We start from the raw sequence: 16,215 nt of genomic DNA, 5'->3' as shown, positions 1-16,215 counted from the left end.
CGTCACCACCCCCCTGGCAGGTAGCCGTGGGCGGCGAGCTCGTCCAGGCAGGAGACAGGCGCGTGCGGGACGGCGGTGCCGTCGGGGCCCGGCACGAACACCTCGCTCGACAGGACGCGGCCGTCGCAGCCGTTGACCTCGCGGATGCTGGAGACGTAGCGGCGCAGGGTGCCGCCGATGTTGTAGTCGTTGCGCTTGGTGATGAAGACGACGAAGTCGATGGCGCCCGCGATGAGCATGTGGGTCGCGTCGATGGGCAGGCGCTCGCTGGCCTGCAGGGCGTAGGTGGAGATGCGGTTGAAGACCTCCATGCTGGAGTTGGCGTGGATGGTCGACAGGGAGCCGTCGTTGCCCTGGGTCATCGCGTTGAGCATGGTGACGATCTCGTCGCCGAGGACCTCGCCGACGATGACGCGGCTGGGGTTCATCCGCAGGGAGCGTCTGACCAGCTCGGCCATGGAGATCTCGCCCTGGCCCTCGGAGTTGGGCAGGCGCTGCTCGAAGGCGACGACGTTGGGGTGGAGCTCGGGGAACTGGTCGAGGCCCAGCTCCAGGGCGCGTTCGACGGTGATGAGGCGCTCGTTGGGCTGGATCTCGTTGGCCAGGGCCCGCAGCAGGGTGGTCTTGCCGGCGTTGGTGGACCCGGCGATCATGATGTTCTTGCGGGCGGCGACGGCGGCGGTCAGGAACTTGGCTACGTCCCGACTTATCGTGCCGTTGCCCGCCAAGTCGGACAGGAAGACCTTGCCGAGGCGGGCGCGGCGGATCGAGACCGCCGGTCTGACGGTGACGTCCATGACGGCGCTCAGCCTGGAGCCGTCGGGGAGGCGCAGGTCGAGCTGCGGGTTGGCGGTGTCGAACGGCCTGCTCGACAGGCCCGAGTACGCCGCCAGGATCTGGATGAGCTCGATCAGCTCCTCGTCGGACTCGGCGACCGGGTCGTGCATGACCTCCTGGCCGTCGGCGTAGCTGACGAACACCCGGTCGCAGCCGTTGATGTCGATGTTCTCGACCTGGGGGTCGTCCAGCAGCGGCTGCAGCCTGCCCACGCCGAACAGCGCGGCGTGGATGCCGGCCGCCAGCGCCTCTTCCTCCTCGACCGTGGGGGGCGTGCGGCCGAGGCCGATCTCGTTGCGGGCGTGCTCCTCCAGGACCTGGGAGATCAGCGCCCGGGCGAACTGGCGCTCGTCCTCCCCCGTCATCGGGGGCAGGCCGTTGGCCTGGTCGAGCCGGCGCTGGTGGGCCAGGCGGTCGCCGACCTCCTGGCGGAAGCGCTTGACCAGCGAGTGGTCGATCATCGGTGACTCACCAGCCTTCCCGCCAGGTCTCTCGCGGTGCGGATGAGCAGGGAGCGGTCGAGCCGTCCGCCCCACTGGCCGCGTAGCAGCTCGGCGCCCTTGGGGTCGTGTGCTAGGCCGTACACGTACTGGACGGCCGGGCCGACGATCCGGCGTACGTCGTCGATGGAGCCGCGGTAGTTGCGCGGGTCGGCGATCACGGCGACGCCGTGCGCCTTGGTGATCTGGAGGCGTTCGCGCAGGTGGGCGACGTGGTCGAGGGTGGCCCTGGTGAGCAGCACGACCTGTTCGGCCTCGGCGAGCAGGTCGCCGAGCTGCGCGTGCGCGCCGAGGCGGCCGCAGTCGGCGATCACGTCGGCGTTCGGGATGCCGGCGAGTGCCCTGCCCAGCGGGCCCCACAGCCACGTGAGCCCGGCGGCCTGCTCGCCGTGCGTGAGCCCGACCAGCACGTCGAGCCCTCCGACGATCTTCTGCGTGTGCTGGTGGATCTGGGCGGGCTCCAGCCCGCGCCGCGCGGTGGCGCCGAGGGTGAGCAGGCCCTTGCCGGGGTTCAGCACGCCGCCGTCGGCGGCGGGGAGCCGGTAGGCGAGGTCACCGCCCGCCGGGTCGCATTCGGCCAGCAGCACGGGACGCGGCCACACCGCCGCCAGGGCGGTCGCCGCGGTCGTCACTCCCGGCGCGCCCTTGTCGGCGGCCAGTACGATCAGCGCCACGTCAGCGTGCCCCCGGTAGCTCGGCCACCGCGATCTCACCGCTGGAGGCGAACGCCACTATTTCCGGTGACGCCGATGAATCCACTATTACCGTGATCTGACCGGAATTCGCCGTCCTGGACCTGTCGCCCACCGAGAACACGAGAGCACTTTCCGCCAGTACCCGCGTTTGCCCCTGGCTCGAACGGCTCGGCACATATATCACCTGGACTCGATCACCCGCCTCCACTCCGGCGGGCATTTGCCCTGGCTTGAGGGCCAATCCGACGGTCGCCTTTCCCGGGCCCAGCTCGCTGCTCTGCTTGACTCCCATCCGGCTCGTGAACAGCGTGCCGGGGAGGATCGTGACGGTCGCGAAGCTGTTTTCCACCTTGCCCCGCTCCGACCAGCTCACGTAGTCGACGCCGCTGTCGGCCGCGATCTGGACCTCTTCCAGCATCTGCGCGGTGAACTTCTGACCCGCGCCGACCTGCTGGGTCACCCGGATCGCGGAGACGCGGTCGCCGCTGCGCAGCACGAGCAGGGTCGTGGCGAGCGCGCCGCCCAGAATCAGCAGAACGGCGAGGGCGGCGAGGGCCGGCTTGCGTTCGCGAGGGGGCACGGGGAGCTTGCGCGAGGCCGGGCCGGACAACCCCGCCGCCGCGTTGACGGCAGGCTTTTCACTGGTCCTCATGGGTGGGGGGCTCCCAATTGAATCGTGGAATTGCCGCCATTATGTGGGGCGGGGAGGGGGCGCGGGGGCGGAATGCGAGGACCCATGCTTGTTTCGCAGGTGGCGGGGCGTGAATACCGACTAATCGATGCCGATTCTTGCTACCGAGTTGACGAACAACCATTTCTCCAGCTAGCCACCACCCCAATAACACCAACCACAAGATTCACATCCCTTTACACCATCCCCCAGCACCACCCGCCCGCCGCCGGGCCCAACGGCCGCCAATCGGCCACCCGCACCCATGGCCGGACGCAACCGCCCGCGACCTAACCAAACGGACACCAATCCCATACACCCCGCCCCACCCCCACCACCCCCCGACCAAGCCGCCCACCCCCACCAAAGAGCAGAGACCGGTTATCCACAGCCATCGGGAGCCCCAGCCCCCACCCATCCCCAGCACCAGCCACCCATGCCATTGCCGTCAACCACCCCGCCTACCCTCGCTCCGGGCGCTACCTTTGGGCGCCCGAGATCCGAGCGAGGAGACGGCATCATGCGGATCATGCTCACCGTGCTCGGCGGGCAGGGCGACCGTGACGTCGTGATCGACGGCGACGACGGCGCCACAGTGGCGAGGGTGAGCGAGGCGCTCAACGATCACGGTCCGCTGGCGAAGGTCGTCCGCCTGCCCAAAGCACGAGCCCCCTACGGAATGTCGGCGTCCCAAGACACCGGCGCCCACGTCCCGCACCCCCGCCGGCCGGAGCGCACCGCGACGCAGGCGGTCACAGCACAATCAAGGGGGACGGTCCTGTGGCGTGACGGCCGCCCGCTCGACCCCCGCGCCCGGGCCACCGCCGTGCTGCGCGACGGCGACAAGGTCACGCTGGACCCCGCGCTCGCCCGCCAGACCCTCATCGAGGAGCCGGGCGGGGTGGCCGAGGTACGCGTGGTGGGCGGCCCCGCCGCCGGCGCCGTACACCGGCTGGGCCTGGGCGTGCACGTCATCGGCTCCGACCCGATGTGCGCCATGACCACCGCCGACCCCGCCCTCGCCCCGGAAGCGGTGACCGTACGCGTGACTCCGGACGCGATCACCATTGAGCGCGCCTGGCGGCAGCCCGGCGAGGCGCCCAGGCTCAAGCTCAAGGGCAGGTGGGCCGAGGAGGTCGCCGAGCTCACGGCCCGGGTCGCGGAGCGGGAGGCGGCCGAGCTGGCCGCCGACTACGGCGAGGTGCCCGAGCTCGACGGCCGTCCGCTCACGGAGCGGACCGAATGGCCCGACCAGGCCGTGCTCACGTGTGGTTCGTCGGTGTTCGTGCTGACGTCGATCGAGCCCAAAGACGCGCATCTGGCGCCCAGGAGCGAGGGCGGCGTCTCCTACAACCGCCCGCCCAGACTCCGGCGCTCCGAGCCCGAGCGTAAGTTCGTCAAGCCCAAGGAGCCCTCCAGGAACGAGGGTCTGCGGCTCCAGCTGCTCGCCGCCCTCCTGCCCGCTGTGCTCGGCGTGACGCTCGCGTTCGCCCTGAAGCAGCCGTACTACCTGCTCGTCGCCCTCATGACCCCGGTCATCATGATCGGCCAGTGGTGGAGCGACCGCCGCCACGGCAAGAAACAGCACAAGAAGGCGCTCAAGGACTACAACGAGCAGCTCCAGGCGTACGACGAGGCCGTCGAGCGGGCGCGGGTGGCGGACGAGGCGGCCCGCAGGTCGGACGCGCCCGACCCGGCGCAGGTGCTGCTCACCGCCACAGGGCCGCGCAGGCGGCTGTGGGAGCGCAGGATCCACGACCCCGACTCGCTCAGGCTCAGGGTCGGGCTCGCCGACCTGCCCGCCAACCTGGAGCTGTCGGAGGAGCAGGGCGGCCCCATAGATCCGCCGATGTGCCGTTCCGTTCCGGTGGCGCTGCCCATGCGCAGGCTGGGCGTGGCGGGCGTCACGGGCCCGCGCGCCGCGGCGACCAGCCTCGCGAGCTGGCTGATCGCCCAGGCCGCGACCCTGCACAGCCCCCGTGACCTGGCCATCGTGATCGTGTCCGCGCACGCCGACGGCGAGCATCGCTGGGGCTGGATGCGCTGGCTCCCGCACTGCACGCCGCGGGCGGGCGAGGAGTGTGTGGCGCTGGTCGGCACCGATCCCGAGTCGGCCGCCCGCCGCGTCTCCGAGCTCGCCGCCCTCATCGACGAACGCCAGAACACCGCGATCCCCGAGCTGGGCAAGATCCCCACCGGCTGGGACGACCTCGGGGGCCCGGAAAAACCCACCTTCTCCTCGTACGACGTGCGCCCGTACGACGTCCTGGTGATCCTCGACGGCGCCCAGGTGCTGCGCGGCCTGCCCAACATGCCGCAGGTGCTGCGCCAGGGTCCGCGTTCAGGGGTGTTCACGCTCGCCATCGACGACGACCAGCGGCTGCTGCCCGAGGAGTGCCAGACCGTGGCCGCGTGCGGCGCGGACGGTCTCGTACGCCTGCGCGGCGGCGGCCTCGACGCCATCGGCCCGATCCTGGGCGACCTCGTCTCCCCCACCTGGTGCGACCGGCTGGCCAGGGCCCTGTCCCCGATCCGCGACGTGAGCAGGGACGACGCGTCGGGCAACCTGCCCGACGCCGTCCGCCTGCTCGACCTGATGCGCCTGCCGAGCCCGTCCGGACAGGAGCTGGTGGGACGATGGCGTGCCCAGGGCTCCACGAGCGCGCTGATCGGCATCGGTCCCGAGGGCCCGTTCTCGGTGGACCTCAGGCTCGACGGCCCCCACGGCCTGATCGCGGGCACCACGGGCGCGGGCAAGTCGGAGCTGCTGCAGACGCTGATCTGCTCGCTGGCGGTGGCCAACCGGCCCGACCAGCTCACGTTCGTACTGATCGACTACAAGGGCGGCGCCGCCTTCAAGGAGTGTGTACGCCTGCCGCACACGGTCGGCATGGTCAGCGATCTCGACGGCCACCTGACCCAGCGGGCCCTCGACTCGCTGGCGGCCGAGATCCGGCGCAGAGAGCGCCTGCTGGCGGCCGCCGGGGCCAAGGACATCGAGGACTACACGGGCACGGGCATGCCGCGCCTGGTGTTGATCATCGACGAGTTCGCCGCCCTGGTGGCCGAGCTGCCCGACTTCGTCACCGGCCTGGTCGACATCGCCCGCCGTGGCCGTTCGCTGGGCATCCACCTCATCCTGGCCACGCAGCGGCCCGCGGGCGTGGTCACGGCCGACATCCAGGCGAACACGTCGTTGCGCATCGCCCTGCGCGTGACCGAGCCCGCGGAGTCCTCCGACGTCATCGACCTCCCGGACGCCGCCCACATCTCCAAGTCGACGCCCGGCCGCTGCTACGTCCGTTCCGGCGTGGGGGCCGCGACCGCCGTACAGACGGCCAGGGTTGGCGGCCGCAGCCCCGCGCCGGGTTCGACGGGCCCGCTCGCCGGGCCGGGCGCCGCCATCAGGGTGCTCGACGTGAGCTGGGGCTCGCTGGGCAAGCCCCTCCCACCGCCGCCGGCGCCGGAGGAGGACTCGACGGTCACCGACCTCACCCTGGTCGCCGATGCCCTCATCGAGGCCACGCACCTGGCCGCGGTCCCCGTCCAGCCCAGCCCCTGGCTCGATCCCCTCCCCACCCACTTCGTCCTGGACCTCCCGGCCCTCACCACGTCACCCGCGTCCTCCCCTGCCGGAGACTCGGGCTCCCCGGCCCCGCAGACGGCACCTCCCGACAGGCCAAAGGGAGCTTCCAAGCACATTCCAGGAATCGCCGCCCACGGCCCCGTCCAAATCTCCGTGAAGGGCTCGGTCCAGCCTTCCCTCGGCCTTCCCGGACACCCACCCATAGGCCACCCCGCGCCCCTTCACTCAGCGGGCCCGGGCCATCTCCACCCGCCGACCCACCGCCCCTCCACAGGGGCGAAAGGCCCTCAACCGGCCGGCCCGCAGCCCGACCACTTCCCGGAGCCCCACGGCGGCGCGGCCTCCCCATCGGGCGCGTTCGTCGAGGTCCCGCCGCTCCCTTACGGCCTGACCGACCGTCCGTGGGCGCAGGACCGGTCCCCTCTCGCGCTGGACCTGGCCCACGGGGGCCACCTGCTCATCGCGGGGGCCGCCCGCTCCGGCAGATCGACGGCACTACGTACGATCGCCGGCTCCATCGCGGCCCATGCGGCCCCCGAAGACGTCCACGTCCACGCGGTCGACTGCGGCTCCGGGGCACTCCTGCCCCTGGTCACGATGCCCCACTGCGGCGCCGTCGTGACCCGCGACCAGATCGACCGGGTCGAACGCCTGCTCACCCGCCTGCGTGCCGAGGTGGGCCGCCGCCAGCAACTCCTGGCCGAGGCCGGGCACGCCTCCCTGGCCGAATACCGCCAAGCCGGCCACCGCCTGCCCTGGCTGGTGTTCATGCTCGATCGCTGGGAGGGCTTCGTCGCCGCCTTCGAGAGCTACGACTACGGCCGCCTGATCGAGTCGCTGCTCCAGCTCATGCGCGAGGGCCCGGCGGTGGGGTTCAGGGCTGTGGTCACCAGCGACCGGTCCGGCCTGCTCGGCCAGGTCTCGACGGTCTTCGACGACCGCCTGCTCCTGCGCCTCTCGGACCCCTCCGACTACGGCCTGGCGGGCTTCCCCCTCAAAGGCCTGCCCTCGTCGATGCCGCCCGGCCGAGCGCTCTCGATGGGCGAGCACGGCATCGTGGAGCACCACATCGCGCTGCTCTCCCCCGACCCGTCCGGCCCGGCCCAGGTCGCCGCGTTCCAGTCCCTGGCCCGCAGGTCGATGGCGGATTCGGAGCGCGCTCGCCGGGGTGCCGCTCACGGGCGCTCCGCGGGCGCCGGCCAGGGCGGCCGGCAGTGGAACGGCGAGCCCCCCTTGCGGGTGGACGCCCTCCCCATGCGCGTCACGGCATCCCAAGCGCTCGCCCTCGACGCGACGTTCACGCCCCCATCGCCGTTGTGGGCACTGATCGGTGCCGGCGGCGACGCGCTGGCGCCGCTCGGGCTCGACCTGCTGGCCCACGGCCCCGGCGCCGTGATCGCCGGCCCGTCCCGCTCCGGCCGCTCGTCCGTCCTGCTGACCGCCGCCCATTCACTCATCGCCCGGGGCACGCCCGTCATCGCCGTCGCCCCCAGACGCAGCCCGTTAAGGGAGCTGAACGGCGCACTGGCCGTGCTCGACGGCAACGCCACCAACCTGCCGGAGCTGGTCGCGGAGCTGCAGCAGTACGTGGTGCTCGTGGACGACGCCGAGCTGATCAACGCGGACGGCCCCTTGGGCATGGCGCTGGAGGAGGTGCTCCGGTCGGGCCGGGACGGCGATCACGCTCTGCTGATCGCCGGCACGACCGGGGATCTTGCCGTCGCCTATAGGGGGTTCGTCGCGGAGACGCGCAAGGCCCGCACCGGAGTGCTGCTGGCCGTCCAGAACCAGGCCGACGGCGACATCTTCTCGATCCGCCTCCCCCGCGGAACGGTCGGCGGTCCCCCTGGCCGAGGCTTCCTGGTGAGGACGGGCAACATCACCCCCATCCAAGCGGCACTCCCCGACGACGGCTGACGTACGAGACAGCTCGTCGGCGGGTGCGGCTGCGCGGGCGTGGAGGGCGTGTCAGGGCTCGTGGGCAGCTGGAGCTGCGGGCAGGAAGGCCGTGCCAGGGCTCGTCGGCGGGCGATGTGCGGGGGGGTGAGGGTTCGGGTCAGGGCTCGTCGGCGGGCGATGTGCGGGGGTGAGGGTTCGGGTCAGGGCTCGTCGGCGGGGAGGGTGAAGAAGCGGACGTAGATGGGGCGGGCGTCCGGCGGGGCGTCCTCCGGCCGGTGGCTGTACTTGAGGAGCAGCGCGATGTACGCGTCGTGGAACTCGTTCAACTCCTCCTTCGTCATGCGGGCCAGGCCCCTTGAGCCCTTCGCCCAGTCGGGGTCGGCGCGGTAGGCGGCCGGGAAGCGTTCCATGAGAGCGCGGTCCTCCTCGAACCCGACCCTCAGGAACTCGCCCAGGACCGCACGGTCCTCCGGGGCCAGTTGGTCGAGGGTGGGGAAGCGCATGTCCCGGGGGATCTCGGCGCGGCGCCACCAGCGTTCGCGGCCCGACGAGCGTTCGGGGATCTCCTCGATGAAGCCGTACTTCTCGAGCTGGCGCAGGTGGTAGCTCGTGGTGCCGGTCTTGGCGCCGAACAGCTCGCCCAGCGTGGTGGAGGTGGCGGGGCCGTGGATGTTGAGGTGGGTCAGCATGCGGCGGCGCATGGGGTGGGCCAGGGCCTTGAGCTTGTCCGGGTCGTCGAGGATGAACGGCTCGTGGTCGTCCTTCGTCTCGTCCTCCTTCATGAGGAGGAGGGTAGTCCTTCCGAAGGATATCTGCAGACTTCTCTTTGCCGATATTTCTCTGCAGAGTATGTTCGGCGGTATGCGAACGATTCTTACGGTCGTCGCCGCCACCCTTCTGGCGGCCGGACCTTCTGGTGGTGCTTCCCTGCTCGGCACTTCCGTGGCACATGCTGCGGCCGGCTCCCCTTCGGAACACTCAGCGGCCGGATTCTCGGCCCAAAGCGTCGCAGGACAGGGGGTCCGGGAGCGGGGCTCGGGGGCAGGACAGGTCGGAGGTGGAATCGGTGGGCGCTTCGGCGGCGGGCAGGTCGGAGACGGAGCGGAGGCGCACTCCGACGCCGGGCAGGTCGGAGATGGAGCCGAGGCGCACTCCGACACCGGGCAGGTCGGAGATGGAGCCGAGGCGCACTCCGACGCCGGGCAGGCCAGAGACGGAGCCGGGGGGCGCTCCGAGGCTGGGTCCGGTGGAGGGTTGGACGTGCCCGAGGACCTGGCGGCTGCCGAGGTGAGCTTCCAAGGGAGTGGCGGGCTGGTGCTGCACGGCAGCGTGATCAGTCCGGCGGGGGCTCGGGCGCGGAGCGGGCGGGCCGGGGTTGTGCTGGTGCACGGGGCAGGGACCGGGACGAAACGGGACAAGCTGCTGGGAGAGGCCGTCGCGTTCGCCCGCCAAGGGCTGTCAGTGCTGATCTACGACAAGCGTTCCGAGGGATATTCACTGTTTGAGAGGTCGTACTCGCAGCTGGCCGACGACGCCCTGGGAGCAGTGCGGACGCTGCGGCGGCAACCGGGGATCGATCCGGCGAAGGTCGGGATCTGGGGCCTCAGCGAGGGTGGATGGGTGGCACCGCTGGCGGCGTCGCGGTCCAAGGACATCTCGTTCGTGATTTTGGTGGGCGCCAACGCGCTGCAGCCGCTACGGCAGCAGACCTGGGCGGTGGCGGCAGGGTTGCGGAAGGCGGGGGTACGCGGGTCCTTCGTCGATCGGACCGAGCCCACGATGTACCGGGCGATCGCGGACGCCGGGATGTTTCCCGAGCCCTACTACGATCCGGAACCGGTCATCGCGAGCGTACGGCAACCCGTGCTCGGGATCTGGGGCGTACACGACCTGCTGACGCCACCCCGGGAGACGCCGCCCATCTTCGCCAAGGCCTTGGAGAAGGGAGGAAACCGGCAGTACACGTTCCGGTTCTTCGCGGATGCCGATCACGCCGCTCATCGGACGCCTGATGGTGGGGTCACGCGGCTGCCCGAGCTCGCTCCCGGTTATGCGGAGCTGGTCGGCAGTTGGGTGGGAGAGGCGACCTCTGGGCGGGCGCCCGTGGCGCAGGTGACAGGGCCTGCGCCGGTCCAGGCGGAGGACACGGTGGCGGTGCCGGCTGCCGAATGGTGGGAGGCGGCGGGCGTTCAGGGCGCGGCGCTGGTGTTGTTCCTGGTCGCGTTCGGGGGGTATCCGGTGGTGGCCCTGATACGCCGGGTCCGGCGGCGCGGCGGGGTGTCTTCTGCCGTCGGCAGGGCGGGGCAGGGTGAGGCGGCGCCCGTCAAGGGGGCGTGGCTGGTCAGTGCCGGTGGACTCACGGTGGTCGTCGGTGCGTTCGTCTACCTGTTCTACTCGATCATGACTGGGGGGAAGCTCGCCTCGCCGGGGCCTCTGGTGGCGGGACGGCCGCTCATCTGGCTGGCGCTCCAGGCTCTCGCGATCGCGACCGTCGTGGGCACCGTCCTGACGTGCGTACGGTGGCGCCGGTCCGCTCCGGTCGGCGAGAGGGTCCGGGTCGGGCTGCTGGTGGCGGGCGGCGTCGTGTTCGTCCCGTGGGCGCTGTACTGGGGGTTGCTGCTCCCATAGGTGGCCAGAGCGCTGGCGGGGGTGGACTGGCGGGAGTGGAAGCCTCGAGGCGAGCGGTGGTCCCAGGACGCTGGGTGCGGCAGCGGGCGAGCCGAGCGCGGCCCGAACCCCGGGCCGGTGGGTGGAGGACGCTGGGGTGGGCAGGAGGCGGGCTCAGGCGGGTCGAAAGCCTCGGGCGGGCGGTGGTCGTAGGGCGCTGGGGCCGGCAGGGGGCGAGCCGAGGGCGGCTCGAACTCCGGGCGGTGGATGCAGGGGGCCGGGGTGGTTGGCCGAGCGGAAGTAACGAGTTCAGTGGTGCTCGGGGGCGTTGGGGTCGGCGGCGGGCGGGCTCGGGCGGGGCGAAAGTCCTGGGTGGGCGGTGGTCGTAGGGCGCTGGGGCGCGCAGCGGGCGAGTCGAGGACTACCCGAACCCCGGGTCGGTGGGTGGAGGACGCTCGGAGCGGCGGGCGGCTCGGGCGGGGCGAAAGTCCTGGGTGGGCGGTGGTCGTAAGGGGCTGGGGTGGGTGGGCGGGGCGGGGTGGCGATGGCAGAAAGGTGGGGGCGGGCGGGAGGAGGGGGAATGGGGTGCGAATTGGGGGGATTGGGGCGGGTGGGGTTTGAGGCGTTTATGCTGATGCGCGGATTGTGACGCGGGGAGGCGCTGTGCAGACCAAGAAGGACCTCTATCAGGCACACCGCTTGATGCAGCAGAGGCTTGGCATGGCGCTCCTGCAGGCCGAGCCCGACGTCCCCGAGTCCCCCATGCGGCGGCAGAACGTCGCCACGTTCGGCGGGATCCTGATCGGGGTTCTGGTGATGGCGGTGTTCGGGATCTGGGGGCTGGTGCGGCCCGGGAACGCGACCAAGCTGACCGATCCGGGGCAGTTGCTGGTCGAGGAGGAGAGCGGGGCCAAGTTCATCTACAGCCAGCAGCAGCGCCGGCTGCTGCCGGTGGCGAACTACGTGTCGGCCCGGCTCGTGCTGGACGCCGGGGAGATCACGACCCGGAGCGTGAGCGCCGCCTCGCTGGCCGGGTACGCCAGGGGGCCGCTCATCGGGATCTCCGGGGCGCCTGACTCGCTGCCTGACCGGAAGAAGCTGGTCAAGGCGCCGTGGTCGGTGTGCGTGGTGGAGGGGCCCGACAACACGGGCGGGCGCAAGCCGTACACGACGCTTGTCGGGGGGACCGACCTCGGCGGGAGGCCCATGGGCGGGGACGCGATGGTGGTCTCCGACGGGCAGCAAAACTGGGTGATCTGGGGCAATCGCCGCATGCGCGTCAACGAGCACGGCGTGCGGGCGCTCAACGCGCAGCCCAGGAAGGTGCCGGCGGCGTGGCTGAACGCGCTGCCCGTCGGCCACGACTTCAAGGGGCCGAACGTGGCGAACCTCGGCAGGAAGGTACGGGCGAACGGGAAAGTGACGGCGGTGGTGGGGCAGGTGTTCGTGGTCCCGGCCATGCCGGGCACGGCCGCGCGGTGGTACGTGCTGCTCAACGACGGCCTGGCGCCCATCTCCCCCGTCCAGGCCAGACTGCTGCTGGAGGACCCGAACATCAAGAAGGCGTACGGCAACCGGGTGGCGCGGGAGATCCAGATCGACGCGGCCTCGGCCAATGCCTCGCCCTCGCGCCAGAACGTCCTGGACCCCACCCTGCCGACGACCATGCCCAAGGCGATCAACGTGTCCGGCTCGACGCCGCTCTGCTCGGTGTATCCCAACACGGTGGCCGGCTCGGTCGTGGCCAAGGTGACGGTCGGCAGCAGGGTCCCGATTCCGACGCCGTCGAGCTCAGGCGTACAGGACCGCTTCGACCAGGTGCTGCTCCCGCCGGGCAGCGCCGTGGTGGCCGGGGTGCTGCCCGGGGAGGGCCAGCTCGGTGCGGTGGCGGGCACGCTGGCGCTGATCAGTGACCAGGGGGTGCGCTATCCGGTTCCGTCGGCTGACGTGCTGGCGAAGCTCGGGTACGACGCAGCGGACATCGCGCCTGTGCCGACGAACATCATGCATGCGATCCCGCAGGGGCCGGCGCTGGATCCCGCCGCGGCCATGGTGCCCCTGACCGTCGGGAGCCGGTAAGCCAGCCAGTTCGAGGGTGGGTCCGGGGCCTGGGGTGCCTTCGGTTCTGTGGGTGCATTTGGGCGCGGGTCCTGGGGTGCCTTCGGGGCCAGGTCCGGGCGCGCTCGGGTCTGCGGGTCCGCCCGGGTCCGGGGTGCCTTCGGGGCCGGGTCTGCGGGCACTCGGGGCCGGGGTGCGCTCGGGGGCCGGGGCGCCTTCGGGGTCCTGGGGCGAGGGCGGGTCTGCGTCTGTGTCCGAGTCCGCGTGAGTGTGCCTCACCGAGGAGTAGGCTTCCCACCCGCACGATGGGTGTGGCCGATCTTCCGACGGCGAGGTAAACGCGTAGCCTGTCTTCCGCCGGGTCGGTGAGGCCGGCCGGGTCGGTGGGCCCGCCGGGTCGGTGGGGCGGGGCGGTACTGCAGGGCGGGGCGGTGCCGCAGGACGGGGCGGGGCGGCGGGGCGGGTTAGAAGCCGAATTCTGGCAGCATCGAGTCGTCCATGCTGGGCATCTGGGGTTTCGGGTCCTTGACGATGTCCGCCTTGGTCGGGTCCCAGATGGCGCTGGCTTCCACCAAGTTGGGCGTGCTGGTGGACGGCATGGCCTTCAGGAACGGAAGGTCCTTGGTGAACTGGTTGAAGGCCGTCCCCGCGAGCCCCAGGTAGAGGGTGACCTTCATGATGAGCTTCCAGTGGTTCTTGAAGACCGACTGCAGGCACTTGTAGACGCTCATCACCCCGCGGATGATCGCCGCCTCCCACGCCTGTCCCCCTGGGACGAAACGTACGGCCAGCACGATCCCCGCCATCACCGTCAGGATGCCGGCGACGACGTCGCACAGCACCGCCACCACGTGGAACGCGGTGGCCGAGCACTTGAGCGTCTCGCCACAAGCGATGCGGTTGTTGTCGAGCTTCTCCAGCTGCGCGTCGAGCTCGGAGACCTTCTGTACGTACGACGCGTAGCCCCGCCCGGCCCAGTCGCTGTTGTCGCCGATCTCCTTGGCCATCCGCTTCAGCTCGCCGCGCAGGTAGGCGATGTCGCTGAGGGCCGCCGAGCCCCCCGTCGGGGCCAGGAGCGACGTCTGCTGCGCGGGCTTGGCCCCCACCGCCATCGGCGGGTGCCAGTCCTTGTTGTCGGCCTGCATCATGTTGACCGGCGTCTTGTCGTTCCACTGGTCCGCCGCCCGGCTCTGCTCGGCCGGGTCCGCGATCACCAGGCTCATGAGCCCGAGGATGGGTGCCGCGTACGGCATGACGATGGTCGCCGCCGCAGTGGCCGCCCAGGCACTGCGGAACATCCAGACATCCGCTTCGTAAGCCACCTGCTCGCCTATTCCTCCCTGCCGAGCACCGCCGGCGTGATGTCCTCGTCCGTCTCCCAGACCGACTCGTCCTCGCCGAGGTGGGGACCGCGCTCGCGGTCCTTCTCTTCCTGGCCGGCTCCGCCGCCCATCCCGGGCGTCATGGGGTAGAGCGGCATCCCGCTGTTCAGGGCGCGGGCGATGCTCCCCGGCGCACCCGTGCCCGTGCCCCCGCCCGAGGCGCCGCCCGCGTACCCGACGCCGCCCTCCGGCACGCCGACCGTGGTGCGCGGCATGGCGGCGCGCGGGTCGTAGCCGGTGGTGCCGGGGACCTGCGGCGTGGTCGAGGTCGGCAGGCTGGGGTTGAGGCCTTCCAGGTTGGTCTTGGGCGTCTGGTTGAGGTCGCTCAGGTCGGGCGTCTTGACGTCCGGCTGCTTGATGTCGGGCTGGTCAAGGTTGGGCTGGTCGATCTTGGGCTGGTCGATGTTCGGCTGGTCGATGTTCGGCTGGTCGATCTTCGGTTGATCGATGTTCGGCTGGTCGATGTCGGACCCGGGGATGTCGGGCTTGTTGATGTCGGACCCGGGGAGGTCCGGCTTCGGGAGGTCCGGCTGCTTCAGGTCGTCCGTCGAGGGCTTGTCGATCTTCAGGTCGTCGGGGTTGACACCACCCTTGGGCAGGCCGCCCTTGGGCAGACCGCCGGCGCCGCCCATCGGTCCCAGCCCGCCGGGGCCTCCGGGGCCCTTCTTGGGGGCCTTGCTGGCCTCCTCGGCGTCCTTGCCGTTGGTGGCCGCGTCGGCGAGTGCCTGCTTCCACGAGTCCAGCACTTCCTTGGCCTGTTTCAGCGCCTCGACGGCGTTGTCGCGGACCGAGCGATGCGCCACGTTGAGCCCGCCGCCGATCACGCCGAAGGTGAACTGGTGCATGTCGATGGCGCCGGTCTTCTGACTCATCGAGGTCAGGTCGTCGCCATAGCTGCCCACGTTCCTGCCCAGCGTCGTGACGCTGGAGTACTTCATCGCGAAGTCGGGATCCTTGGAACGCGGGTCGACGGTCGCGCCGCCGAGCCCGTTGAGCCCGTTCAGGGCGCTCGAGTAGGGATTGCTGTCCTCGGCCACGTGTCCCCCTTGTCACGATCGGCCCATACGTTACGCCAGCCCCACATGTGCCGTACAGACAGATACGGCCTGTTACCACTCACCAGGCGCAAGGCCCCAAATGCCTACATTCTGTCAATACACCCCCCATCCGCCTCGAAGATATGGAAAATTAACGTGATCACATGCGACGCTAGTGATGGATGTTCACTAATGTGACCAAACGGGCCGACTCCAGTAGTCGGCGGGAGTCAGCCGACCAGCAAGGGAGGGACTGTGGGGGCACAGCCACAGGCTCAAGTAAGTGAATCCGATCTCATCGCCGCCGTCACCCGCATCGAGGACGCCGCCGAGCGCCTGCGCGGTATCCAGCAGCAGCTCGACCAGGCCGGCATCAGCCTGAAGGCGCACTGGTTGGGCCAGTCCGAGGCCGCGTTCGACGCCGTCCACAAGAAGTGGCACGAGCGGATGGACGTCATCCTGGGCAGCCTGCGCCGCCTGGCCGAGAACATCGGCACGAGCAACAAGAACTACCAGGCGTTCAACCAAGAGCGGACCGAGGCGATGAACCAGATCGCCAACATGATCAACGTCCAGTTCGACTCGCGTCTCAGCTAGCAGCAAGGGGAGGCCGCGATGCCCGCGGATGACATCTTCGATATTACAAAGGTCAACTACTCCGGCCTCAGCCAGGGTGAGACCGACTTCGCCAAGGCGTTCAACGACATGGTCACCGAGCTGGACAACCTGGAGCGGGACCTGCTCGCCAAGAGCGCGATCTGGCAGGGCGAGGCCAAGACCGTCTTCGACGAGGTCAGGCAGCTCTGGGAGCGCGAGGCCAACGACATGTCGCAGTTCATCGACCTGATGAAGAAGAACATCAACGTCACCAACATGAACATGCAGCAGGTCGACAGGATCAACTCCCAGATCTTCGACGGCAAGTAAGGCGTAGCGCGGGGGCC

General features: G+C 70.6%; 11 protein-coding genes. 5 read left to right on the top strand and 6 right to left on the bottom strand.

Going from position 1 to position 16,215, the window contains the following annotated elements; genetic code table 11:
- Nucleotides 1–2 precede the first annotated feature (2 nt).
- From HD596_RS20130 to HD596_RS20120, 3 genes are read right to left on the bottom strand one after another with little or no spacing between them, the layout of a single operon-like run.
- The gene (locus tag HD596_RS20130; RefSeq protein ID WP_185070900.1) at nucleotides 3–1,298 is read right to left on the bottom strand and encodes a TadA family conjugal transfer-associated ATPase; all 1,296 of its coding nucleotides are present in this window, start codon (nucleotides 1,296–1,298) and stop codon (nucleotides 3–5) included.
- On the bottom strand, nucleotides 1,295–2,011 hold the full coding sequence (locus tag HD596_RS20125) for a hypothetical protein (protein ID WP_185070899.1): 717 nt from the start codon (nucleotides 2,009–2,011) through the stop codon (nucleotides 1,295–1,297). The genes HD596_RS20130 and HD596_RS20125 overlap by 4 nt, the downstream gene beginning before the upstream one ends.
- A 1-nt stretch (nucleotide 2,012) precedes the next feature.
- Nucleotides 2,013–2,684, bottom strand: coding sequence for a hypothetical protein (locus HD596_RS20120; RefSeq protein ID WP_185070898.1), 672 nt, complete (start codon nucleotides 2,682–2,684; stop codon nucleotides 2,013–2,015).
- A gap of 538 nt (nucleotides 2,685–3,222) precedes the next feature.
- Here HD596_RS20120 and HD596_RS20115 point away from each other — a divergent pair.
- Entirely contained in the window at nucleotides 3,223–8,205 is a 4,983-nt protein-coding gene (locus HD596_RS20115; RefSeq protein WP_185070897.1) for an FtsK/SpoIIIE domain-containing protein, read from the top strand.
- Nucleotides 8,206–8,387: 182 nt separating this feature from the next.
- On the opposite strand, the gene HD596_RS20110 is transcribed toward HD596_RS20115, so the two are convergent.
- Entirely contained in the window at nucleotides 8,388–8,969 is a 582-nt protein-coding gene (locus HD596_RS20110) for an ArsR/SmtB family transcription factor (protein ID WP_185070896.1), read from the bottom strand.
- 478 nt (nucleotides 8,970–9,447) lie between these two features.
- Between HD596_RS20110 and HD596_RS20105 the strand changes: the two genes are divergently transcribed.
- Both HD596_RS20105 and eccB read left to right on the top strand, forming a co-directional pair.
- Entirely contained in the window at nucleotides 9,448–10,815 is a 1,368-nt protein-coding gene (locus HD596_RS20105) for an alpha/beta hydrolase family protein (RefSeq protein ID WP_221519409.1), read from the top strand.
- Between the two features lie 642 nt (nucleotides 10,816–11,457).
- Entirely contained in the window at nucleotides 11,458–12,873 is a 1,416-nt protein-coding gene (gene eccB / locus HD596_RS20100; RefSeq protein WP_185070894.1) for a type VII secretion protein EccB, read from the top strand.
- Between the two features lie 443 nt (nucleotides 12,874–13,316).
- Here eccB and HD596_RS20095 read toward each other — a convergent pair whose 3' ends face one another.
- Nucleotides 13,317–14,174 (bottom strand): hypothetical protein, encoded by an 858-nt coding sequence (locus HD596_RS20095; protein ID WP_185070893.1) that lies wholly within the window; start codon nucleotides 14,172–14,174, stop codon nucleotides 13,317–13,319.
- 8 nt (nucleotides 14,175–14,182) lie between these two features.
- A complete protein-coding gene (locus HD596_RS20090) occupies nucleotides 14,183–15,271 on the bottom strand; it encodes a hypothetical protein (protein ID WP_185070892.1) in 1,089 nt (362 codons plus the stop codon).
- A gap of 255 nt (nucleotides 15,272–15,526) precedes the next feature.
- Here HD596_RS20090 and HD596_RS20085 point away from each other — a divergent pair, with 255 nt between their 5' ends.
- Together HD596_RS20085 and HD596_RS20080 are read left to right on the top strand one after the other, a co-directional pair.
- Nucleotides 15,527–15,868 (top strand): WXG100 family type VII secretion target, encoded by a 342-nt coding sequence (locus HD596_RS20085; RefSeq protein ID WP_185070891.1) that lies wholly within the window; start codon nucleotides 15,527–15,529, stop codon nucleotides 15,866–15,868.
- 18 nt (nucleotides 15,869–15,886) lie between these two features.
- Entirely contained in the window at nucleotides 15,887–16,198 is a 312-nt protein-coding gene (locus HD596_RS20080) for a WXG100 family type VII secretion target (protein ID WP_185070890.1), read from the top strand.
- Nucleotides 16,199–16,215: the final 17 nt, after the last annotated feature.

The sequence above is a fragment of the Nonomuraea jabiensis genome (assembly GCF_014204795.1).
Classification (GTDB): Bacteria; Actinomycetota; Actinomycetes; order Streptosporangiales; family Streptosporangiaceae; genus Nonomuraea; species Nonomuraea jabiensis.
The sequence above is the reverse complement of the archived record's forward strand: the minus strand, read 5'-3'. Positions and strand labels throughout refer to the sequence as shown.

What these genes read in the sequence shown, in the direction of transcription:
- HD596_RS20130 (WP_185070900.1), bottom strand. Translation starts at nt 1,298, where the DNA reads ATGATCGACCACTCGCTGGTCAAGCGCTTCCGCCAGGAGGTCGGCGAC.
- HD596_RS20120 (WP_185070898.1), bottom strand. Translation starts at nt 2,684, where the DNA reads ATGAGGACCAGTGAAAAGCCTGCCGTCAACGCGGCGGCGGGGTTGTCC.
- HD596_RS20115 (WP_185070897.1), top strand. Translation starts at nt 3,223, where the DNA reads ATGCGGATCATGCTCACCGTGCTCGGCGGGCAGGGCGACCGTGACGTC.
- HD596_RS20110 (WP_185070896.1), bottom strand. Translation starts at nt 8,969, where the DNA reads ATGAAGGAGGACGAGACGAAGGACGACCACGAGCCGTTCATCCTCGAC.
- HD596_RS20080 (WP_185070890.1), top strand. Translation starts at nt 15,887, where the DNA reads ATGCCCGCGGATGACATCTTCGATATTACAAAGGTCAACTACTCCGGC.